The organism is Lichenicoccus roseus (genome assembly GCF_005844085.1).
Lineage (GTDB): Bacteria > Pseudomonadota > Alphaproteobacteria > Acetobacterales > Acetobacteraceae > Lichenicoccus > Lichenicoccus roseus.
Map to the genome: position 1 here is coordinate 728791 of NZ_VCDI01000001.1, position 21106 is coordinate 749896.

The window sequence follows — 21106 nt, forward strand, 5'->3', positions numbered from 1 at the left end:
ACAGCACCTCGAAAGTTGTCTTGACTGATCTAGAGCAGTTGGAACGTCCGCCGGCTGATCCGCGGCCCGAGTCCAACCGGGCGCGGGCGGTAGCGGCTGGCGAACAGCATGCCGAGGCAGCCCAGCAGCATCATCGCTGCCATCGGCAACATGGTGCGGTCGCTCATCACCCCGATCACCAGGCCCGCCGCGGCGCCGAGGGCGTACTGCAATGTCCCGATCAGCGCCGAGGCGGCGCCGGCATGGTGGGCGTGCCGGGCGAGCGCGCCCACCGTGCTGGTAGGGCCGGTCAGGCCGAGGGCGCCAAGGCAAAGCATGACGCACAACAGCACCGGCAGCGCGCGGGTCTCGTGCAGCAGGCCGAGCAGCAGCAGCATCAGGCTGCCGGCGATCGCGACCAGGATGGCGCCGCTCAGCACCCGGCGGGCGCCGTAGCGCTGCACCAGCGGGCCATTCAACTGCGAGGCCGAGATCATCGCCATCGCGTTGACCCCGAACAGCATGCCGAACTGCGGCGGCGTCAGGCCGAACAGGCGGATGAACACCACCGGGGCGGCGCCAAGATAGGTGAAGGTGACAAAGGCGCCGGCGGCGTTGACCATCGCGTGGCTGATGAAGCTGCGCTCCCGGACCAGCTCGAGCGTGTGGCTGAACATCGAGATCGGCGACAGCGAGATGCGCCGTTCGCGCGGCAGCGTCTCTGGCAGCGTGCGATGCACCAGCAGCATGCAGAACAGGCCGTAGAGCGCGGAGGCCCAGAAGATCGAGCGCCAGGAGGCGACGCTGAGCACCAGCCCACCGAGGGTCGGCGCCAGCACCGGCACCACGCCCATGATCAGGATCAGCCGCGAGATCATGCGGGCCGCGAGATGCCCGTCCGAGAGGTCGCGCACGCAGGCGCCGGGCACCACGAGGCTGGCAGAGGCGCCAAGGGCGGCAAGCAGGCGGAAGGCGGAGAAGCTCCAGATCCCCGGCGCCAGCGCGCAGCCGACCGAGGCGAGCGTGTAGATCGCGGTGCCGACCAGCAGCGGCCCGCGCCGGCCGAAGCGGTCGGACAACGCACCTTGCCAGAACTGGCCGAAGGCGAGGCCGACGAACCAGATCGCCAGCGTCGCCTGCGCCGATCCGGCGCCGCCGCCTAGTTCGGCCTGCATGATCGGAAAGGCCGGCAGGTAGATGTCGGTGGAGACCGGGCCTACCGCGACCAGGATGCCGAGCAGGGCGGCGACGAGGCTGGTGCGACCGTTGGCGGTGTCGAGCGGCCGGGCCTGGGCAAGGCGCATGAGGAGCGGCGAGGCCGCTGCGGAAGAGTTGGCCATGGCAACATCCGGAAGAGGACGGCGCCGACTATGCCATGCCCGGCGAGAGCGATGCTAGCGAAATGCTGCAGTGCGGAAAAACAGCACGAGGCCTAGAAATCCAGACGCCACGAACAGTCCGAGCCCAAGCAGCACCTGGGTGCCGTGGCCGATGCCGATGCCGGTACCGAGCAGCCCGAAGATGATGGTCTGCGGCAGGCTACCGAGCAGGGTGGCCCCCAGGAACGGCAACACACGCACGCCGAGGAAGCCGGAGAACAGGCTGACCATCAGACTGCTGCCGACCGGAAGCAGCCGCAGGGTGAGGATCGCGCTGAACGGGTTGGCGGCGATGAAGCCGTCGAGCCGCGCCAGCCGGCCACGCAGCAGGCGCCGCCGGACCCAGTCGCGTCCGATCGCGCGGGCCCAGAACAGGTCGGCAAGGCATCCGGCCAGGGTGGCGAGGGTGGTCAGCACGGTGCCCCACACCAGGCCGTAGGCGAAGCCGCCGGCGAAGCCCACCGCCTGGCGCGGCAGGCCGACCGCACACACCATGGTTCCGACCGCCAGGAAGATCAGCCTGCCCTCGAGGCCGCGCTGCAGTACGCCACCTTGCAGCAACGCGTGGTTCAGGCCCGGCAGGGATCGCAGCAGGATGCCGGCGAGCAGCAATCCGCACAGCAGCATGGCAGCCTTGAAGAGCGATCGCCCGACCCCGGCGCCGGACTGCAGCCCAGGTACCCCGGCGAGGCTGCTGCTGCCGGCTCCACTATTCGTGCTCTCGAAATTCGGCATGGGGCGCGGTAGCATCTCGGTGTTCGAGGCGACAAGACGCCCACTGCCGCGCTTACATTATGGCACGCGTATGACGAAGTGTGCACGAGGTGGGCGGCAGCAGGCTGAATGCCGGTACCGCCCGGTGTGATGACCCGATCCGTTGCGACAACGAGGAACCGGAATGCCTTCAGACGCGGTGCTGCTCCAAGGCGGCCTCGAACTCGGCGGTGGCGACCGTCCCGCCACGCTGGCGACCCGCAACGCCCATCTGGTGTCGCTCTGGCTGTTCACGCTGTGCGGCATGCTGCTGGTGATGATCGCGCTCGGCGGCGCCACCCGGCTGACCGGCTCCGGGCTTTCCATCATGGAATGGCGGCCGGTGACCGGCATCATCCCGCCGCTGACCCATGCGCAATGGGAGCATGAGTTCGCCCTCTACCAGACCATCCCGCAGTATCGCATCCTGCATGACGGCTTCGGCCTCGCCGGCTTCCAGCGCATCTTCTGGCTGGAGTGGATCCACCGGTTCTGCGGCCGCCTGATCGGTCTCATGCTGTTCGTCCCGCTGCTGGTGTTCAGCCTCAACGGCACCATCGGCACGCGCCTCGCCATCCGCCTCGCGCTGCTGTTCGTGCTGGGAGGGCTGCAGGGCGGCATCGGTTGGTTCATGGTCGCCTCCGGCTTCGATCCGGACAGCACGCGGGTGGAGCCGGTCCGGCTGGTGCTGCACCTGTGCTTCGCCTTCTCTCTCTATGCCGCGATCCTGTGGACCGCGCTCGGAGTTCGGACACCCAGGCCGGCTGGACTGGACGCTGGACGCGGCGTCGCCTGGACGCGCGGGCTGGCCATCGCCTCGGCGGTGCTGATCGCGCTGGCCATCGTCGCCGGCGGCTTCACCGCGGGCACCCATGCCGGCTTCACCTACAACACCTACCCTGACATGGACGGCCACCTGCTGCCGCCGCACTACGCCAGGCTGGTGCCGTTCTGGCGCAACCTGGTCGAGAACCTGGGGACGGTGCAGTTCGACCATCGCGCGCTCGCCAGCCTGTCGGTGGTGGCGGTCGCCCTCACCCTGCTGGTCGGGCTGCGCTCGACGCTGCACAAGCCCGCGCGCGACGCGCTGATGCTGCTTGGCTGGGGGGTACTCGCGCAATATGCGCTTGGCGTCACCACGCTGCTGCTGGTGGTCCCGGTCTGGGCCGGTACCCTGCACCAGACTTTCGCAGCCGTGCTGCTGACGCTGCTGATCGTCCTGCTGCACCGGTTGCGCCGCCCCGCCGCCTTCTGACCAGGCCGCCATGACGGCGACCAGCCGCGGCGGTTTCGCTGCCCTGTTCTGGTGCCAGCTGCTTGCCGCCTTCAACGACAACGTGCTGCGCAACGCGCTGATGGTGACCGCCGTCTGGGGCGAGGGTGCCCGGCACGGCCACGGCGGGCTGCTGGTGACGCTCGCTGGCGGGTGCTTCGTGCTGCCGTCGCTGGTGCTGTCCGGTCTCGGCGGCGCGCTTGCCGACCGGCTCGACAAGGCCCTGCTGGCCGAGCGGCTGAAGCGCTGGGAACTGCCGGTGGCCGCACTTGCCGGTATCGGCTTGCTGCTGCACAGCCTGCCGTTGCTGTTCCTGGCACTGCTGGGGTTCGGCGCCGTCGCCGCCCTGTTCGCGCCCGTGAAATACGCCATCCTGCCCGAACTGCTCACCCTGCCCCGGCTGCCGCTCGGCAATGCGCTGGTCGAGGGCGCCACCTTCCTGGCAATCCTGGCCGGCGGCCTGTGCGGGACCCTGCTGATTGCGCCGCAGGATGGCAGCTTCTCAGGCGCGATGCCGGTCACCGGCGCACTGCTCACCGCCGCAGTGCTCTGCTGGCTGTCGGCACGCCTGCTTCCCGCCCTGCCCGCCGCCCAGCCGGACCTGATGCTGCCGCGCCGCCCGATACACAGTTCATTCGCTCTGCTGGGTCGGTTGCGGGAGCACCCGCCGCTGTGGCGTGCCAGCCTGTACGGCGCCTGGTTCTGGCTGACCGGCACGCTGGTGCTGGCGATGCTGCCGGTGGTCGTACATGACCGGCTCGGTGGCGGCACCGGGATGGCGGCCGGCGCGCTGCTGGCATTCTCGCTCGGCATCGCTGGCGGCAGCCTGCTTGCGGCACGGCTGGTCCGCCGCCATCCCGGATTGTCGCCGTGCCGGCCCGCCACCGTCGCGATGGGTCTGCTGTTGCTGGACCTCGGGCGCCGGGCCGGGGACCCGTCCCTGGCGGCGCATCCGATGGCGGCGGCAACCGCCCTGGCGGAACTGGTCCTGCTCGCCGCCGCCGCCGGTCTGTTGATCGTGCCGGCGATGACGATGCTGCAGCTCTGGTCCTCCGACCTGCAGCGGGCCCGCCATGTCGGCGGCGGCAACGTGCTCTCGGCGCTGGCGATGCTTGCCGGAACCGCCGCCGCCACAGCCGGCCAGGCGATGGGGCTGACCGCCACCGATATCCTCGGCCTGCTCGGGGTTGCCTGCCTGCCCGTCGGGCTGCTGATGTCGGCGCCGCGCGAAGAGACCCTGGTCCCCGCCTCCGGCACCGCTATATCTTCGAGCGAACATACTTCCAGGAGCCTGCCCTTTCATGAACGCGCTCACGCCCCTGGTCGCGACCGACCGGCTTTTCTTCGATCGCCCCGGCTCCCAGCTCGATCGCGAGGCGGCAGGTCGGCTGCTGGCCGGCGCCCTGGAGGGCACCGATGACGGCGAGCTGTTCCTGGAATATCGCGAAAGCGAGATGATCTCGCTCGATGACGGGGTGATCCGTTCGGCGAGCTTCGACACCTCGACCGGTTTCGGCCTGCGCGCCGTGCTGGGCGACGAGAGCGCGTACGCGCATTCCGACGAGCTGAGCGAAAGCGCCCTCGCCCGCGCAAGCGCCACCGTGCGCATGGTCCGCGCCGGCCGCAGCGGCACCGCCGCCGACACCCCCCGCGCCACCAACGCCCGGCTCTATTCGGACGCCAATCCGCTGCACGAGGCGCAGTTCTCCGAGCGTGCCGCCCTGCTCTCGGCGATCGACGCCTATGCACGCGGCAAGGATAGCCGCGTCGTGCAGGTCTCGGCGTCGCTCGCCGCGGAATGGCAGGCGGTGCAGATCATGCGCGCCGACGGTCATCGGGTCGCCGACCTGCGGCCCCTGGTGCGGCTCAATGTCAGCGTCGTGGTCGAGAAGGATGGCAGGCGCGAGGCTGGCAGCTACGGGCTCGGCGGGCGTTTCGCCTACTCGCAGATCCTGAACGAGACCTCCTGGAAGCACGCCGTCGACGAGGCCTTCCGGGGCGCCCTCGTCAATCTCGACAGCCGCCCGGCGCCGGCCGGCGAGATGGAAGTGGTGCTCGGCAATGGCTGGCCCGGCATCCTGCTGCACGAGGCGGTCGGGCACGGGCTGGAAGGCGACTTCAACCGCAAGGGCAGCTCCGCCTTCTCCGGCCTGGTCGGCAAGCGGGTGGCCTCGCCGGGCGTGACGGTTGTCGATGATGGCACCATCGAAGGCAGGCGCGGCAGCCTCACCGTCGATGACGAGGGTACGCCGACCAGCCGCACGGTGATGATCGAGGACGGCATCCTAACCGGCTTCATCCAGGACCGCATGAACGCGCGCCTGATGGGCGTCCCTGCCACCGGCAACGGTCGCCGCCAGTCGTATGCGCATTCACCGATGCCGAGGATGACCAACACCGTCATGCTGGCCGGCTCGCACAGCCCCGACGAGATGATCCGCTCGGTGAAGCGCGGCCTGTATGCGGTGAATTTCGGCGGCGGCTCGGTCGACATCACCTCCGGCAAGTTCGTGTTCTCGGCCAGCGAGGCCTACATGATCGAGGACGGACGCGTCACCGCCCCGGTACGCGGCGCCACGCTGATCGGCAACGGTCCGGACGCGATGACCAAGGTCAGCATGATCGGCAACGACCTCGCACTCGATCCCGGCATCGGCACCTGCGGCAAGAACGGCCAGGGCGTGCCGGTTGGCGTGGGCCAGCCGACCCTGAAGATGACCGGGCTGACGGTGGGAGGAACCGCGGGCTAGCGCCACGCAGGCCTGACCTCACGCACGCGAAACTTCCGCAAATCGGGGTAGCGGCTTATTAACGGCTTCATGCCTCGTGCCGCCCTTCCCATGGCCTCGTCCGCTGCCAGCGGCCGGAGTCTCAGTCTCGGCCAGATGCCGCTCTGGATGATTCTGCTGCTCGGGGCGCTGAGTGCGGTCGGGCCGCTCTCGACCGACATGTATCTGCCCGCCTTCCCGACCCTGGACGCCGCTTTCGGACGCGGCGCCGGCTCGGCGCAGATCACCCTGGGAGCCTGGTTCGCCGGGCTCGCCGTGGGGCAGTTTACCCAGGGGCCGTTCTCGGACCGCTTCGGCCGCCGCCTGCCGCTGCTGGTCGGCATGAGCATATTCACCTTGGGCTCTGCCGGCTGCGCGCTGTCTCATGACTTGTGGAGCTTCACCGCCTTTCGCTTCATTGCCGCCCTCGGCGGGTCCTCCGGCATGGTGATCCCGCGCGCGGTGGTGCGCGACGTCGCCACCGGGCCGCAGGGCGCCCGCATCATGTCGCAGCTGATGCTGGTGCTCGGCGTGGTGCCGATCCTGGCGCCGACCCTGGGCGGGCTGGTGCTGAGCATCGCTTCCTGGCGCTGGATCTTCTGGATCGCCACCGCCTACGGGGTCGTCAGCATCACGGCCGTCGCCACCTGCCTGCCAGACACGCTGCCGGTCGAGCAGCGGCTCAGGCTGCCGGCGATCGAGGTGCTGCAGCGCTATGTCAACATCGTCCGCGACCGCTCCTTCCTGTCCAACACCTGCATCTGTGGCTTCGCGACCTTCACCATCTTCGCCTACCTGTCCGGTGCGCCGGTCGCCTTCGAGCGAATTCTGCATTTTTCGCCAGCCGGGTTCGGCGTCATGTTCGGGATAAACGCCGCCTGCTACATCCTGTGCACGCAGATCAACGCGCATATCGTGCATCGCGTCGGTGTCGGCGCGTTGCTGGACTTCGGCATCTGGCTGCTGACCGGAGCCGCCCTCGTGTTCCTGGTGCTGGTGCTGACCGGTGTCGCCGGCGCGGGCCAGCCGGTCGCATTCGTTTCGGTTCCGATCGCGGTGCTGTTGGCCTCGATGGGGTTCATCACGCCGAACGCAGCAATGTTCGCGCTGGCAAGCCATGCGCGGCATGCCGGCAGCGCTTCGGCGTTGCTCGGCACGCTGCAATTTAGCCTGGGCTCGCTGAGCGGCATCGCGATGGGCATCCTGGCGACGAACAGCCTGCTGCCGATGGCGGCAGTGGTCTGCTGCGGCGCCTTGGGCATCACCCTCGCCAACCTCGGCCGCAAACGGCTACCGGCCTCGACCTAGTTTACGCCTTCGCCGGTTGCCGACTGGATGCTCCCGGCATCGCCTGCCCTGTCGATCGGGGTCATGATCGCATCACCATATCCCGGCGTGTCGCCCTTGCTCGGCCAGCACGGTCCACGCGGGGAGTTCTTGCGGCGCCGTTCGCGGTGTCCGGCATGTTACTCCTGCCTAAGGCATACGGAACCGGTTCGTCCCTTGTAGCGATTGTCCACGACCCCAGGCGTCACCCGCGACTGCGGAACTGCAGGCAACCATGCCAGCCTGCGGCCTTGACCAACACGTGCTGCGTCATGGCATCCTTGATGCGAGCGAGGGATTACTTGTCCGTGTCGGACTGGATGCTGTACATTCCATCCGGCGCCACGCTTACGACCCTTGCCCGGATTGGCCCGGCATCTTTTGCAAACTCGATGGTCAGGTCCGCGCTCAGCTGAATGTCCAGGCTGCTCTGGATCATGGCGCCCCCTTCGAAAGGTCGTCGACCGGAACCGTGACAGCCACCTGCTCGGGTAGCTTCAGAACCGCAGTGACGTTCCTGAGCTGGAACCGCTCGAACCGTCGACGCTCGCGGGCGTCCAGTTTTATGGCTGTCAGGAACCGGCTGATCCCTCGAACAATGTCGCAGTCCCGGTTCCGATACCGCCTGACCCCGTCAGCACGATCCGACTGGCCGACGTCGCATGATCAGCGACCAGAACGACCTGTCCCGTGGCGCGTGCCGATCGTGCCATAGCGCCCGACACCCCCTGTCTGGAGCGGGCAATCTCATGGGTAGTGACGCTCTGCTCCTTTATGGCAGTTGCCATGGAGGTCGTGTTGGAAGCCATTTGATCGGGAACGCAATCGAGCGGTTCAGAAAGAAGCCCTCCAGGATCGAGACCAGGGAGGCGATGATACCGAAGCCGAACATACAGACCCGACCGGTCGCATAGGCGGCCGCTCCAATTGTTCTGTCGAGGTCCAAGAGTCTGATGTTGCATGCCAGATCCTCTGCTAGATGGCGCTGGACAGCGTCGCCAACGGAGTTGAGCACGCCGCTAGGCGACCGCGTCGACGGGGCGGTGCAGGTAGGCGGGGTCAATGTCTTGCCGATCCATGTCGCGGCCGTCTTGCTCAGCCACCCCGGGGTCGCTGCCGCAACCGTGCGGCTGATGCGCCCCTCCGAGGGCATCAGGCTCAAGGCGTTCGTCGTAGCCGAGGATCCCTTCGGAAATCAGGTAGTCCTGCGTGCCGAACTCGAGGCACTCGCGGCCGTCGAGCTTGCAATCGCCGAGCAGCCGCGGGCCTCCACCTTCGGCCCGGTGCTGCCCGCAGGGGACATGGGCAAGGCGACGGACTGGCAGATCACGCAGGTTGTGGACTAGCCTGCAGACAGCAGGCCAGCTCGAATTCGGGCATCTGGCACTCTGCCAGATCTGTAGAGTGCTGAGGACATCGGAAACGACAAGTGCGGGGATGCTGTGAGACAGGTCGCCAACCCGAACGAAAGCCAGGCAGCGGACGCGGAGCCCATCGTACTCGGTCTCGATCGGCTCACCGTCCAGCAGGTCGCCTCTTACGCTGACCGGCGAGGCCATGTGCCGGTCGAGATGCCGCCCGAAGTACGCCTGCGCATCAACCAGTCCAACCAGCTCAAGCATCATCTGATCGCCACGAAGCAGCCGATCTACGGCGTGACGACCGGCTTCGGTGACAGCGCCGCGCGCCAGATCAGCCCTGCGAGAGCGGCGGCGATGCAGGCGAATCTCATCCTGTATCATCTGAACGGCAGTGGCGCCGAAGCCGATGCAAGGACGGTGCGCGCCACGATGCTGATCAGGGCGAACTGTCTCGCGCGTGGCTATTCCGGCATCCGGCTCGAGGTGATCCGGTTGCTCGTCGATTGCATGCAGGCGGACATCCTGCCGGTAATCCCGGAGCGTGGATCGGTCGGGGCCAGCGGTGATCTCGTTCCGCTATGTTACATGGCAGGCATGCTGACGGGTATCGGCGAGGTAGACTGGAATGGCGGAAGGGTGGGCACGCGGCAGGCCCTTTCGGCCTGCGGTCTGGAGCCGGTCGTGCTGGAAGCAAAGGAGGCCCTGGCGCTGATCAACGGCACCTCGTTCATGAGCGCCTATGCGGCTCTGGCTGTCGCGGCGGCTCATCGGCTGGCCTTGATCGGCGACCTATGCACGGCACTTTGTGTCGAGGCCATGGCTGGCAACGTCGGCGCCTTCGACGCGATCATCCACCTCCAGAAGCCGCATCCAGGCCAGGTCGAGAGCGCCAGGCGAGTGCGCCGCCTGCTTGATGGATCGACCAGCGTCGTTACCGCAACGCAGCTTGCGGAAGCAGGCCCCGTCCTTGGTGAGCGTGGCTTCGTGGAGCTTCCCCGGCAGGTCCAGGATCGCTACTCCATACGCTGCGCGCCACATGTGCTGGGTGTCCTCCACGATACGCTGGCATGGGTTGATCGCTGGATCGAGACCGAGATGAACTCGACCAACGACAATCCATTGTTCGATCCGGCGTCGGGGACAGTCCTGAGTGGGGGGAATTTCTATGGCGGCCACGTCGGGCAGGCGATGGATGCCCTGAAGATCGCGCTGGCCAGCGTCGGCGATCTGCTGGATCGACAAGTTGCCCTGGCAGTCGACGAGAAATTCAACAACGGCCTGACCGCAAACCTCATTCCACGCCTTGATGATGAAGACCAGGAAGCCGGTTTGCATCACGGGTACAAGGGCATGCAGATCGCTTGCTCCGCACTTGCCGCGGAAGCCTTGAAGACGAGCCTGCCCGCAACAGTCTTCTCCCGGTCTACGGAGTCTCACAACCAGGACAAAGTGAGCATGGGAACGATTGCCGCGCGGGATGCACGTTCGGTTGTAGAACTGGTCCGGAACATCTGTGCGATCCATCTCCTGGTTTCATGTCAGGCCATAGACCTACGTGGTGCGGAGCGCCTCGGGGCGGCCACACGGTCAGCCTACGGACTGATCAGGAAGCTCGCCCCCTTTCTCGATCACGACCGACGTCTCGACCACGACGTTACTGCGGTTCTCAAGCTGATGGACTCCGGAGAGCTCGACCGCATCGCAGCTTAGCCAGGCGCGCGGTGGAAATGAGATTGCCGGTGTGTCCACAGCCGGATCCCGGGGGGCGCCACAGAAATCCCCAGCATCAGGTCGCACGCGCAACGGTTTGGTCCCGCCGGTCGATTGCGTTGGGCACGGTCGGCCCAGGCCGCCTCGACCTGCTTTTCGTCTTGGGCCATGCGGTCACCAGACGTCCGACCGACCGCACTCGTTGCGGCGTCACCAGCACCCGCGCCTGCATCCAGACCATCGCCGCCGGCCATCCGGATGCGTTCTGGCCGTCACTTCCGGGGACGCCGGCAAAGCCGGGACTTCGGTCTACGGATCGGGCGCCGATCCCGCGTGGGAGCCATCCCGACCCCGACGCTCCAAAATCTCCAAGGAAGCATGACCTCGATCATGACCGGATGCGGATCCAGCCGGACCGAAGCTCGTCCGGCACTGGCTCCGCCAATGCCTCGCCGCGAATTGGCCTGGCGCTCATTGTTGAACGCAGCAGGACGTCCGAGTTGTCGCTCCTGCGGGATCGCTTTCGACCGAAGCCTGTCCCGGTCGGGACGGTGGATCGAACCCGGACCATCCTGTCCCGATGCCGCCTTCGTTTGTGGCCGCTGGCATGACGGGGCAAGGTGCGGCGCATAGCTCAACAGACGGAAAGCCGTTACTTCAGGATGTCCCACGCCAACCTCGACACCGACGCGACGCCGCCGGTGCGCCTGCTGTCGCATCCCGGCCTCTCGTTGCTGCTGCTCAGCCGGGGCGGCTCGTCGCTCGGCTACCAGATGCAGGCGGTCGCGGTCGGCTGGCAGATCTATGAGCTGACCCATCGAGCCTTCTCGCTCGGCCTGCTGGGTCTCGCGCAATTCGCACCGATGGTGCTGCTGATCTTCGTGGCCGGCCATGTCGCCGACCAGTTCGACCGCAGGCGGGTGGCGGCGCTTTGCCAGTGTGTCGAGGCGCTTGGCGCCACGGTGCTGGCGGCGGGCTCCCTGCTGCATTTCCTCACACCCGGCCTGATCTATGCGGTGGTGGCGCTGCTGGGTGCGGCGCGCGCCTTCGAGGGACCTTGCATGCAGGCGATGCTGCCATCCCTGGTGCCGGCAGCCCTGTTCCCGCGCGCGGCGGCGCTGTCCTCGTCGATGCTGCAGACCTGCACCATCGTAGGACCTTCGCTGGGTGGCCTGCTGTACGGTCTCGGTGCGCCGGTGCCGTATGTCGTCTGCACCGCCATGTTCCTGGTCGCCGCCTGCATGAACGGCCTGGTCCGCATGGAGAGCCCGCCCCGCCCCGCTCGCAAGGTCGATCTCGATGCCGTGTTCGGCGGCATCCGTTTCATCCGCGCAAATCCCGACATCCTCGGCGCGATCTCGCTCGACCTGTTCGCGGTGCTTCTCGGCGGCGCCACCGCGCTGTTGCCGGTCTACGCGCACGACATCCTGCATGCCGGCCCGGTGGCACTCGGGCTGCTGCGTGCGGCGCCGGCGATCGGGGCGCTGGCGGTGTCTCTGGTGCTTGCGCGGCGGCCGATATCCGGTGGTGCGGGCAGGCTGATGTTCGCAGCGGTGGCGGTGTTCGGCATTGCCACCATCGTGTTCGGCGTATCGCGCTCGCTGCCGCTCTCGATCGGCTGCCTTGCGGTACTGGGCGGGGCGGACGTGGTCAGCGTGGTGGTGCGCTCGAGCCTGGTGCAGCTGCGTACGCCGGAGGAGATGCGCGGCCGGGTGTCGGCGGTGAACATGCTGTTCATCGGCACCTCCAACCAGCTCGGCGAATTCGAGAGCGGCAGCCTGGCGGCGCTGGTCGGCGCGGTGCCGGCGGTGGTGCTGGGCGGCGTCGGCACCTTGCTGGTGACGCTGCTCTGGATGAAGCTGTTTCCGACACTGCGCCGGCTCGACCGGCTGGAAGCGTCCTGATGCAGCACGCAATCAATCTGATACTTGGCCTGATCCTGGCGCTGTTCCACCTGGCCATCGCAGCGATTGCAGTGATCGAGGGCGTGTTGCGCAGCGTGCTGACGCCGATGGGCCTCGGCCATGGAGCCGAGAACGCGATCATGCTGGTGTTCGCGGTGCTGCTGGTGGTGGCAGCGATCCGGCTGTTCGGACGTATCCTGACGCTGCTGCTGATCGTCGTGCTGGCGCTCACGGTGCTGCATATCCTGCTGCCCGGGATCGGCAGGTCGGCAGGGTGATCGATCCGGATCAGCCCGGTCAGGCGGCGATCCCCACGGCCTCGATCGGCCCGGCCTGCGTGGCATCCCCCGACCGGGCCGCATCGAGGCGATCGTCGGCCACGAGGCGCCAGCGACGGCATTTATCACCCCCCACCATGAACAGCGCCTCGTCGACCGGCCGTGCGAAGATGTACCCCTGCAGCTCGTCGATATGAGCCTCCACCAGGAATTGGCGCTGCGCCTCGGTCTCGACGCCTTCGGCGGTGACCTGCAGACCCAGCGCGTGTCCAAGCTGGATGACGGCGCGGACGATCGCGGTAGCCTTCTCGCTCTGCCCGATCGCTGCCACGAAGGAGCGGTCGATCTTGATGCGGTCCACCGCGCATTGGTGGAGATGACGCAGCGAGGAGAAGCCGGTCCCGAAATCGTCGAGCGCGATCCGCAGCCCGCCGGCCCGAAGGCAGGCAAGCTTGGCGGCGATGCTTTCATTGTCCTCCAGCAGCGCGGTCTCGGTGATCTCGAGCTCGATCCTGCCCCTGGCGACTTCCGATGACCGGATCAGCTCGAGCACGCTGGCGACATAGCCCGGATGCCGCAGTTGCACCGGGGACACGTTGAGCGCGACGGTGAGCATCGGCCAGCGCGCCGCGAATGCGAGCGCGTTGCGCAGGACCCATGCGCCAAGCGGGATGATCAATCCGGTCTCCTCGGCGATTGCGATGGTGTCCTGGACCGGGATCGCTCCACGTACCGGATGCTGCCATCGCAGCAGCGCCTCGACTCCCCTGGCGACATCGTCGATACCGACCTTGACCTGGTAGACAAGTCGCAGTTGATCACCGCCTTCGAGCGCCGCCTCGAGATCGGCACGCAGCCGGTCGCGATCGAAGGACGCCCGGTCCAGTTCCTCCGAGAACAGGCGGTAGCCGTCGCGTCCCGCGGATTTCGCGGCGTAGAGCGCGATGTCTGCACGACGCATGAGCTCGTTCGGATCGCAGGCTCCCGCCGGACCAAGAGCAAGGCCGATGCTCGCGCTGACATAGGCCGGTCCGGCGGACAGCAGGAACGGCAGCCGCGTCACGTCGATGATACGGCGGCAGAGCTGGTCCAGCGCGGTCTCGCCGGGACGGTGCCGCACCAGCATCGCGAACTCGTCGCCGCCGAATCGCGCGACGGTGGTGTCGGGCTCGACGAGCGTCAGCAGGCGCGCACCGAAGATGCGCAGCAGCTGATCACCGGCGATGTGGCCCATCGTGTCGTTGACCAGCTTGAAGCGGTCGAGATCGATATACAGCAGCGCGAACTTCTCGCGGCTACGCAGCAGGTTGCCAAGCCGCACCCGGAACAGGTCGCGGTTGACGAGCGTCGTCAGGGTGTCGTGCGTCGCGGCATGCTCCACCGCCTCCTTCATCTGCAGGATGCGCCGGATCGCCCTGCTCTTTTCGCCGAGTGCGTTGTTGGCAGGCACGGCGCACAGGAAGATCGAGACGAGGAACGGCTGGATCATGCCGTGGCTGAGCAGGATGCTACGCGATGAAAGCAGAACGAAGGGTCCGTACTGGTGGATTGTCAGCGCCGCAGCGATCAGCGAGGTGATCAGGATGGACGCGAAGACCCACGGTGGCCCGGCCCGGAACGCCGTCAGGATGAGGATCGGATAGATCAGCATGAAGGTGGGGGAATGCGGCAGGGAGAACGACACGGCGGCAAGGGAGGCGGTCCCGGCCAGGAGCAGGCATCGCTCGACAGGCCCGGCGTCGCAGGGATACGAGCGGCTGCCGCCGGCGAAGCAGAGCAGAAGAGCCGGCGTTGCGAGAAGCAGGCCGAGACCGTCGCAGAGCGTCCACTGCAGCGCCTCGGTCAGGCACGCAATCAGGTTGCCGCTGTCAGGCTCGATCATTTCCCCGATGCCGGCCTCGATTGCAGCGGAGGCGAACGCGACGGTGCCAAACGCGATCAGCCGGCGGAAGCGCGAAAGGTCGATCCTGGCGCCGCAGAACCGGCGGGTGAGCACCGCCGCGATCAGGCTGACAACGATGTTGAGGCTCGCATCGACGATCACCTCGAAGGTCCCGAAGCCGCAGAACGCGTTGACGGCGAGGTTCACCGACAGGCACGCAGCGAGTACCGGGATTGCGAGGCGCCACGGCAGCAACAGCAGGGCGACGACGAGGACGCCGTTGGCTGGCCAGAAGGCGGTGCGGTTGTTGGTGTCGATGCATGCGAGCCGGGTTACGAGCACCAGGACCGTGAAGATCGCGACCAGCATCAGCGACGCGCGACGCCGGTTCGGAAGACTCGACGCTCGGTAGGGCCGCCATCTGTCTCTGGACATGCCAGCCTCGTGGTCCGGGATCACGAAGTATCGCAGCGAGTGCTTGAGATCGGGTTAACCCGGGCAATGCGACGCGGCAGGATGGCCTGCCCGAACGCGAGTGGCGCGACCTTGAACCGGCTTCAGCCAACAAGGCGCTGCGTATTGCGCCCATCCGGGCTCGCCAGGCTACACCAGGCCGGCGCTGCTCGGTTGTCTGGTCGCCGCCACGATCACCACCTCGGACGACGCCGAGGTCCACGTCCGGGCTACGCCTTGCAGGCCGATCATCCTCTGCTTGATCGGGTAAAGGTCGGCAGATCTCCAGCCAGCCTGTCCCATCCTGCGGCATCCTCCAGCCAGGAATGGTGGGTCGGCGACACGGCGTCGGGATCATCGAGGCTGATGGTGGTGACGTCGAGGCTGCCGGGTTCGCCGGTCCTGCGATAGGTCAGCGGCGATCCACACCGGCCGCAAAAGGTCCTGGTCACGCCCGGAGACGAGACGTATTCGACCGGCGTTCCGCTGGTGAGAACGAAACACCCGGCCGACACACCGATGAATGCGAGGCGCGGCGCCGACGACGCGCGCTGGCAACTCCGGCAGTGGCAGATCACGCTGCCAAGCGGTTCACCCTGGATGGCGTATCGCACGGCGCCGCACAGACATCCGCCTTCGAGCACCCGCTGGTCGCCCATGTCCTACTCGCTCTCCGGATTGAACATCTGCACCAGGTCCGAAAGGTGGCCGAGCTCGTGCAGGTTCATCCCCTCCGGCGCCACCAGACGTTGCCCGCCGCGGGCGATGCGCCGGGGCAGGATGGCCTGCTCGAAGCCGAGCTTCTGCGCCTCCTTGAGGCGGCTCTCAGCCTGCGACACCTGGCGGATCTCGCCCGACAGCCCGACCTCGCCGAAATAGACCGAGCCGGCACTGGTCGGCTGGCCGGTCGCCGCCGACACCAGGGCAGCGGCCACCGCGAGGTCCGCCGCCGGCTCGCCGATGCGCAGGCCGCCGGCGACGTTGAGGAACACGTCGGAGCCGGCGAGCTTCAGGCCGCAGCGCGTCTCCAGCACGGCGAGCAGCATCGACAGCCGCGCGCTGTCCCAACCGATCACCGCGCGTCGTGGCGAGGAGCCGCCCGTCGGCGACAGCAGCGCCTGGATTTCCAGCAGCACCGGCCTTGTGCCCTCGAGGCCTGCGAACACCGCCGACCCGGCAATGTTGCCGCGTCGTTCCGCCAGGAACAGGGCCGAAGGGTTCGGCACCTCGGCCAGACCCCGGTCGGTCATCGCGAACACGCCGATCTCGTCGGTGGCGCCGTAGCGGTTCTTGGCGGCGCGCAGGATGCGGAACTGGTGACCCCGGTCGCCTTCGAAATACATCACCGCATCGACCATGTGCTCCAGCACGCGCGGGCCGGCGAGTGCTCCCTCCTTGGTCACGTGCCCGACCAGCACCAGCCCGAAGCCGCGCTGTTTGGCGAGCCGGATCAGCTCGAAGGCGCAGGCGCGCACCTGGCTTACGGTGCCGGGCGCGCTGTCGATGGTGTCGAGCCACATGGTCTGGATGCTGTCGATCACCACCAGGGCGGTGTCGCGCTCGGCCTCCAGGCTGGCGGCGATCTCGGTCACGTTGATCGCCGCCGCCAGTTCCAGCAGCGGCGCCGTCAGGCCAAGCCGGCGGGCACGCAGCCGGAGCTGGTCGACCGCCTCCTCGCCCGAGATGTAGAGTACGCGGCGACCGCCGGGCTCGCGGCCCATGCTTGCCGCCGCCTGCAGCAGCAGCGTGGACTTGCCGATGCCGGGATCGCCGCCGACCAGCACCACCGAGGCCGGAACCAGCCCGCCGCCAAGCACGCGGTCAAGCTCGGCAATGCCGGTGGTGATGCGCGGCGGCGGCTCGGCCTCGCCCTCGAGGCTTACGAACTCGATGCCGCCGGCACGCGGCTTGCCGACCCGCGACGCGGTGGCGCGCGGCTCGACGCTCTCCTCGACGATGGTGTTCCACTCGCCGCACGCCTCGCAGCGCCCGGTCCATTTTGGATACACAGCGCCACAGGTCTGGCAGACGAAGCGCGCGGTGCGTTTAGCCATGCCGGCGTCCCACGGTCAGCGACGCAACTCCATGGAGATCGGCCCCTCGCGCCGGCCATGGGTGAACTGGTCGACCAGCGGGTTGCCGCTCTCCAGCAGCGATGCCGCCGGGCCCTGCCAGACCAGCCTGCCGCGGTAGAGCATCGCCGCCGCATCGCCGATCCGGGTTGCGGACGCCATGTCGTGGGTGATGGCGATCGCGGTGGAGCCGAGCGTCCTGACGCACTCCACGATCAACCCGTCGATGACCGCGCCCATGATCGGATCGAGCCCGGTGGTCGGCTCGTCGAAGAACAGGATCTCGGGCTGGGCGGCGATCGCACGCGCGAGGCCGACCCGCTTCTGCATGCCGCCGGACAGCTCCGAGGGCGACAGCAGGCCGACACTGGGATCCAGCCCGACCTGCCGCAGCACGTCACCCGCCTTCTCGCGGGCGTCGCGCCGGTTGATCTGGCGGCGTGCCATCAGTCCGAACGCCACGTTCTCCCAGACCGTCAGGCTGTCGAACAGGGCACCGTTCTGGAACAGCATGCCGATGCGGCGATTGACCGCCTCGCGCTCGCGCCGGCGCAGCCTCAGCACGTCGACGCCGTCGACTTCGATGCTGCCGGCATCCGGCTCGATCAGCCCGAGGATGCAGCGCAGCAGCACGGACTTGCCGCTACCCGAGCCGCCGATCACCACCATCGAGGTGCCGGATGCGACATCGAGATCGATGCCGTCGAGCACCTGCTTCGAGCCGAAGGCCTTGCGCAGGCCGCGGATGCGCAGCTTCGGGGTGCCCTGCGGCGGCGTGACCGCGCCGCTCATCGCGAAAAGAACATCTCGGTCAGCATGTAGTCGAAAGCCAGCACCAGGATCGAGGCGGCCACCACCGAGGCGGTCGTCGCCGAACCCACACCCTGCGCGCCGCCGCGGCTGTGGTAGCCGTTGTAGCAACCCATCAGGGCAATCAGGAACCCGAAGACCGCCGCCTTGACCAGCCCGACATTGACGTCGATCGGCTGCATGACGCTGAAGGTGTTGGCGATGTAGGCGTTCGGGCTGAACCCCAGCTTCACCACCGAGACGATGAAGCCGCCCAGTACGCCGAGGATGTCGGCCACCACCACCAGCAGCGGCAAGGCCAGCGTGCCGGCCAGCAGGCGCGGGGTGACCAGGTATTTCATCGGATTGGTGGACAGCGTGCCGAGGGCGTCGATCTGGTCGGTGACGCGCATGGTGCCGATCTCGGCCGCCATCGCCGAGCCGACCCTCCCGGCGACGATCAGCCCGGCCAGCACCGGGCCGAGTTCCCGCACCACGGACAGCACGACGATGCCGGCGATGGCGCTCTGGGCGTTGTAGCGGGCGAAGCCGGTGTAGGACTGCAGCGCGATCACGCCGCCGGAGAACAACGCCGTCAGCGCCACGACGGGCAGCGAGAAGTACGCGAACTCGACGAAAGCGCTTAGGAAGTTGCGCCAGTAGAACGGCGGCCGGAACAGGTGCGAGACGGCGGCGAGGGCGAACAGCGCCAGCGAGCCGGCGGCCCGGACGAAGCCGAGCACGATCGCACCAAGCGAGGCGACCAGAGACAGCACTCCGCTCACGCCCTAGGACAATCCCGACTTGCAGGCGCGGGCTCGGTCGACCTGGAAGACCTCCGGCGAAGCCGGACGGCCGCTGCCTGAGCCGGTCATCCGCCGGTTGGGGCTACTAAGCGACCGGGTGACCGCATTGGGCGACGTGAACATGCGGACGGCCTATAGCCCGATCGCGCCAGTGCCGAAACCCCGTCGGGCTCGGCCCTGCCGGCGTCCGCACCCCACATGCCGTCAGCGATCGCCGTAGCCGTCCGGGTGGGCCTCGCGCCAGGCGAAGGCGGTGGCGACGATGTCGTCCAGGCGCTCGAACCTGGGCTCCCAGCCGGTTTCCCGGCGCAGCCGCTCGCTGAGGGCGACCAGCTTCGGCGGGTCGCCGGCGCGGCGCGGGCCGATCGAGTAAGGCACCTGCCGGCCGCTGACGCGCTCGACGCTGCGTATCACCTCGAGCACGGAATGGCCGTGGCCGCTGCCGAGGTTGTAGGTGACGCTGCGATCGCCGAGCTGCTCCAGCGCCCGCAGATGCGCCGTGGCGAGGTCGCTGACATGGACATAGTCGCGGATGCAGGTTCCGTCCGGGGTGTCGTAGTCGTCGCCGTTGATGGAAAGCCCGGCGCGACGCCCCAGCGCGGCATCGATCACCAGCGGGATCAGGTGGGTCTCCGGGGTATGGTCCTCGCCGGCCCGGCCCTGCGGATCGGCGCCGGCGGCGTTGAAGTAGCGCAGGCAGGCGCTGCGCAGGCCATGCACCCGGTCCGCCCAGGCCAGCGCGCGCTCCAGCATCGCCTTGCTCTCGCCATAGGGGGAGCCGGGCTCGACCGGCGCATCCTCGGTGATCACCTGCTGACCCGGACGGCCGAACAGCGCCGCCGTCGAGGACAGCACGAAACGCCGGACGCCATGCCGGATGCAGGCATCGATCAGGCGGAAGCCGAGGCTCGAATTCTCCATGAAGTAGTGCATCGGGCGCAGCATGCTGTCGCCGACCAGCGACAGCGAGGCGAAGTGCAGCACGCCTTCCCAGCTTCCCTCCGACAACACCCGCTCGATAAGGCCCGTGTCGGCAAGGGTGCCGCGTATCAGCTCGACCCCGCTCGGGATGGCGGCCGCGTGGCCGAGCGACAGGTCGTCGAGCACCGTCACCCGGTCGCCGCGATCCGCCAGCGCCAGCACCGCGTGGCTGCCGACATAGCCGGCGCCACCGGTGACGAGGTAACGCTTGCCATCCGCCATCGAACTTAACTCCCGTCCGCCTGGCCGACCGTCCGGCCCATACTGGTGATCTGATTGTCTGGCCGTGGCAGGCTGGCCGCAGGCGCATCGGGGGGCGCTTCCAACTGCCCCGGGCCTCGCCTATGGTCCCATCTTCAACACGTGGTTTGTAGAAATGTCACGTAATTCGTCGGCTAACCTGGTCCGCAAGCGAATCCTCGTCACCGGGGGAGCCGGCTTCCTCGGCTCGCACCTGTGCGAACGGCTGGTGCGGGACGGCGCGGACGTGTTGTGCCTCGACAACTACTTCACCGGCCGGCGCGACAACATCGCGCACCTGCTCGGCCAGCCGAACTTCGAGGTGCTGCGGCACGACATCACGGACTCGATCAACATCGAGGTCGACGAGATTTACAATCTCGCCTGCCCGGCCTCGCCGGTGCACTACCAGTATGATCCCGTGCAGACCACCAAGACCTCGGTACTCGGCGCCATCAACGTGCTGGGCATCGGCCGGCGCACCGGCGCGCGGGTGTTCCAGGCCTCCACCAGCGAGGTCTACGGCGACCCGACGGTGCATCCGCAGACCGAGGACTACCGGGGCAACGTCAACCCGCTCGGCCCGCGCGCCTGCTACGACGAAGGCAAGCGCTGCGCCGAGACGCTGTTCTTCGACTATCGCCGCCAGCACAATCTCAGCATCAAGGTGGTGCGGATCTTCAATACCTACGGCCCGCGGATGCACCCCGACGATGGCCGCGTGGTGTCGAACTTCATCACCCAGGCGCTTCGCGGCGAGGACATCACGCTGTACGGCGACGGCGGCCAGACCCGCGCCTTCTGCTACGTGAGCGACCTGATCGAGGGCTTCGTGCGCATGATGGCGAGCGAGGACGACATCACCGGGCCGATCAACATGGGCAACCCGCACGAGATCCCGGTGCGCGAGCTGGCCGAGCGGGTGCTGGCGCTGACCGGATCGCGCAGCCGGATCGTGTTCCGCCCGCTGCCGCAGGACGACCCGATGCAGCGCTGCCCCGACATCAGCCGGGCCCGGGAGCTGCTGGGCTGGACGCCCGCGGTCGGGCTGGAGGACGGGCTGCAGCGCACGATCGCCTATTTCGATGCCCTGCTCGGCGCCGGCAAGGCGTCACTGGATGCCTGAAGGGCGCCAGGAGAACCGGGTCCCGA

General features: G+C 67.8%; 17 protein-coding genes. 9 read left to right on the forward strand and 8 right to left on the reverse strand.

Annotated elements, in window-relative coordinates:
- Positions 1-29: 29 nt before the first annotated feature.
- Complete coding sequence (locus FE263_RS03250; RefSeq protein ID WP_240758960.1) at positions 30-1319, reverse strand: multidrug effflux MFS transporter; 1290 nt, start codon at positions 1317-1319, stop codon at positions 30-32.
- A gap of 54 nt (positions 1320-1373) precedes the next feature.
- Entirely contained in the window at positions 1374-2108 is a 735-nt protein-coding gene (locus FE263_RS03255; protein ID WP_138324481.1) for a TVP38/TMEM64 family protein, read from the reverse strand.
- A 268-nt stretch (positions 2109-2376) separates the two neighbouring features.
- Here FE263_RS03255 and FE263_RS03260 point away from each other — a divergent pair, with 268 nt between their 5' ends.
- The 8 genes from FE263_RS03260 (at position 2377) to FE263_RS03295 (ending at position 12731) form a co-directional block, all read left to right on the forward strand.
- The gene (locus FE263_RS03260; protein ID WP_240759014.1) at positions 2377-3366 is read left to right on the forward strand and encodes a COX15/CtaA family protein; all 990 of its coding nucleotides are present in this window, start codon (positions 2377-2379) and stop codon (positions 3364-3366) included.
- A gap of 10 nt (positions 3367-3376) precedes the next feature.
- Positions 3377-4804 (forward strand): MFS transporter, encoded by a 1428-nt coding sequence (locus FE263_RS03265; protein WP_138324483.1) that lies wholly within the window; start codon positions 3377-3379, stop codon positions 4802-4804.
- Complete coding sequence (tldD, locus tag FE263_RS03270) at positions 4686-6134, forward strand: metalloprotease TldD (RefSeq protein ID WP_138324484.1); 1449 nt, start codon at positions 4686-4688, stop codon at positions 6132-6134. The genes FE263_RS03265 and tldD overlap by 119 nt, the downstream gene beginning before the upstream one ends.
- Before the next feature lie 147 nt (positions 6135-6281).
- Complete coding sequence (locus FE263_RS03275; RefSeq protein ID WP_240758961.1) at positions 6282-7460, forward strand: multidrug effflux MFS transporter; 1179 nt, start codon at positions 6282-6284, stop codon at positions 7458-7460.
- Positions 7461-8485: 1025 nt separating this feature from the next.
- Positions 8486-8824, forward strand: a complete 339-nt coding sequence (locus FE263_RS03280) for an AMP-binding enzyme (RefSeq protein ID WP_138324486.1) — start codon at positions 8486-8488, stop codon at positions 8822-8824.
- Between the two features lie 96 nt (positions 8825-8920).
- Positions 8921-10549 carry an HAL/PAL/TAL family ammonia-lyase gene (locus tag FE263_RS03285; RefSeq protein WP_138324487.1) on the forward strand — a complete coding sequence of 543 codons (1629 nt, stop codon included), beginning with the start codon at positions 8921-8923 and terminating at the stop codon, positions 10547-10549.
- 662 nt (positions 10550-11211) lie between these two features.
- Positions 11212-12453 carry an MFS transporter gene (locus FE263_RS03290; RefSeq protein ID WP_138324488.1) on the forward strand — a complete coding sequence of 414 codons (1242 nt, stop codon included), beginning with the start codon at positions 11212-11214 and terminating at the stop codon, positions 12451-12453.
- Complete coding sequence (locus FE263_RS03295; RefSeq protein ID WP_138324489.1) at positions 12453-12731, forward strand: hypothetical protein; 279 nt, start codon at positions 12453-12455, stop codon at positions 12729-12731. Before FE263_RS03290 ends, FE263_RS03295 begins: the two co-directional genes overlap by 1 nt.
- Positions 12732-12750: 19 nt before the next feature.
- Here FE263_RS03295 and FE263_RS03300 read toward each other — a convergent pair whose 3' ends face one another.
- The 6 genes from FE263_RS03300 to galE all read right to left on the reverse strand — a co-directional run bounded on the left by FE263_RS03300 (position 12751) and on the right by galE (position 19936).
- Positions 12751-15048: a bifunctional diguanylate cyclase/phosphodiesterase gene (locus FE263_RS03300; RefSeq protein WP_138324490.1), complete on the reverse strand. Its 2298-nt coding sequence runs from the start codon at positions 15046-15048 to the stop codon at positions 12751-12753.
- Positions 15049-15314: 266 nt separating this feature from the next.
- Complete coding sequence (locus FE263_RS03305; protein ID WP_138324491.1) at positions 15315-15725, reverse strand: GFA family protein; 411 nt, start codon at positions 15723-15725, stop codon at positions 15315-15317.
- A gap of 3 nt (positions 15726-15728) precedes the next feature.
- Complete coding sequence (gene radA / locus FE263_RS03310) at positions 15729-17120, reverse strand: DNA repair protein RadA (protein WP_138324492.1); 1392 nt, start codon at positions 17118-17120, stop codon at positions 15729-15731.
- A 15-nt stretch (positions 17121-17135) separates the two neighbouring features.
- Positions 17136-17930, reverse strand: a complete 795-nt coding sequence (locus FE263_RS03315) for an ABC transporter ATP-binding protein (RefSeq protein WP_138324493.1) — start codon at positions 17928-17930, stop codon at positions 17136-17138.
- Positions 17927-18712, reverse strand: coding sequence for an MlaE family ABC transporter permease (locus tag FE263_RS03320; RefSeq protein ID WP_138324494.1), 786 nt, complete (start codon positions 18710-18712; stop codon positions 17927-17929). The genes FE263_RS03315 and FE263_RS03320 overlap by 4 nt, the downstream gene beginning before the upstream one ends.
- A gap of 225 nt (positions 18713-18937) precedes the next feature.
- Entirely contained in the window at positions 18938-19936 is a 999-nt protein-coding gene (gene galE / locus FE263_RS03325; RefSeq protein WP_138324495.1) for a UDP-glucose 4-epimerase GalE, read from the reverse strand.
- Between the two features lie 154 nt (positions 19937-20090).
- Here galE and FE263_RS03330 point away from each other — a divergent pair, with 154 nt between their 5' ends.
- Positions 20091-21080 carry a UDP-glucuronic acid decarboxylase family protein gene (locus FE263_RS03330; RefSeq protein WP_138324496.1) on the forward strand — a complete coding sequence of 330 codons (990 nt, stop codon included), beginning with the start codon at positions 20091-20093 and terminating at the stop codon, positions 21078-21080.
- Positions 21081-21106 lie beyond the last annotated feature (26 nt).

Excerpts from the sequence above, each read along its gene's own strand:
- FE263_RS03290 (WP_138324488.1), top strand. The coding sequence starts at position 11,212 with ATGTCCCACGCCAACCTCGACACCGACGCGACGCCGCCGGTGCGCCTG.
- FE263_RS03295 (WP_138324489.1), top strand. The coding sequence starts at position 12,453 with ATGCAGCACGCAATCAATCTGATACTTGGCCTGATCCTGGCGCTGTTC.
- FE263_RS03275 (WP_240758961.1), top strand. The coding sequence starts at position 6,282 with ATGATTCTGCTGCTCGGGGCGCTGAGTGCGGTCGGGCCGCTCTCGACC.
- FE263_RS03250 (WP_240758960.1), bottom strand. The coding sequence starts at position 1,319 with ATGGCCAACTCTTCCGCAGCGGCCTCGCCGCTCCTCATGCGCCTTGCC.
- FE263_RS03305 (WP_138324491.1), bottom strand. The coding sequence starts at position 15,725 with ATGGGCGACCAGCGGGTGCTCGAAGGCGGATGTCTGTGCGGCGCCGTG.
- FE263_RS03330 (WP_138324496.1), top strand. The coding sequence starts at position 20,091 with ATGTCACGTAATTCGTCGGCTAACCTGGTCCGCAAGCGAATCCTCGTC.
- FE263_RS03315 (WP_138324493.1), bottom strand. The coding sequence starts at position 17,930 with ATGAGCGGCGCGGTCACGCCGCCGCAGGGCACCCCGAAGCTGCGCATC.
- FE263_RS03255 (WP_138324481.1), bottom strand. The coding sequence starts at position 2,108 with ATGCTACCGCGCCCCATGCCGAATTTCGAGAGCACGAATAGTGGAGCC.
- galE (WP_138324495.1), bottom strand. The coding sequence starts at position 19,936 with ATGGCGGATGGCAAGCGTTACCTCGTCACCGGTGGCGCCGGCTATGTC.
- FE263_RS03265 (WP_138324483.1), top strand. The coding sequence starts at position 3,377 with ATGACGGCGACCAGCCGCGGCGGTTTCGCTGCCCTGTTCTGGTGCCAG.
- radA (WP_138324492.1), bottom strand. The coding sequence starts at position 17,120 with ATGGCTAAACGCACCGCGCGCTTCGTCTGCCAGACCTGTGGCGCTGTG.
- FE263_RS03300 (WP_138324490.1), bottom strand. The coding sequence starts at position 15,048 with ATGTCCAGAGACAGATGGCGGCCCTACCGAGCGTCGAGTCTTCCGAAC.
- tldD (WP_138324484.1), top strand. The coding sequence starts at position 4,686 with ATGAACGCGCTCACGCCCCTGGTCGCGACCGACCGGCTTTTCTTCGAT.
- FE263_RS03260 (WP_240759014.1), top strand. The coding sequence starts at position 2,377 with ATGCTGCTGGTGATGATCGCGCTCGGCGGCGCCACCCGGCTGACCGGC.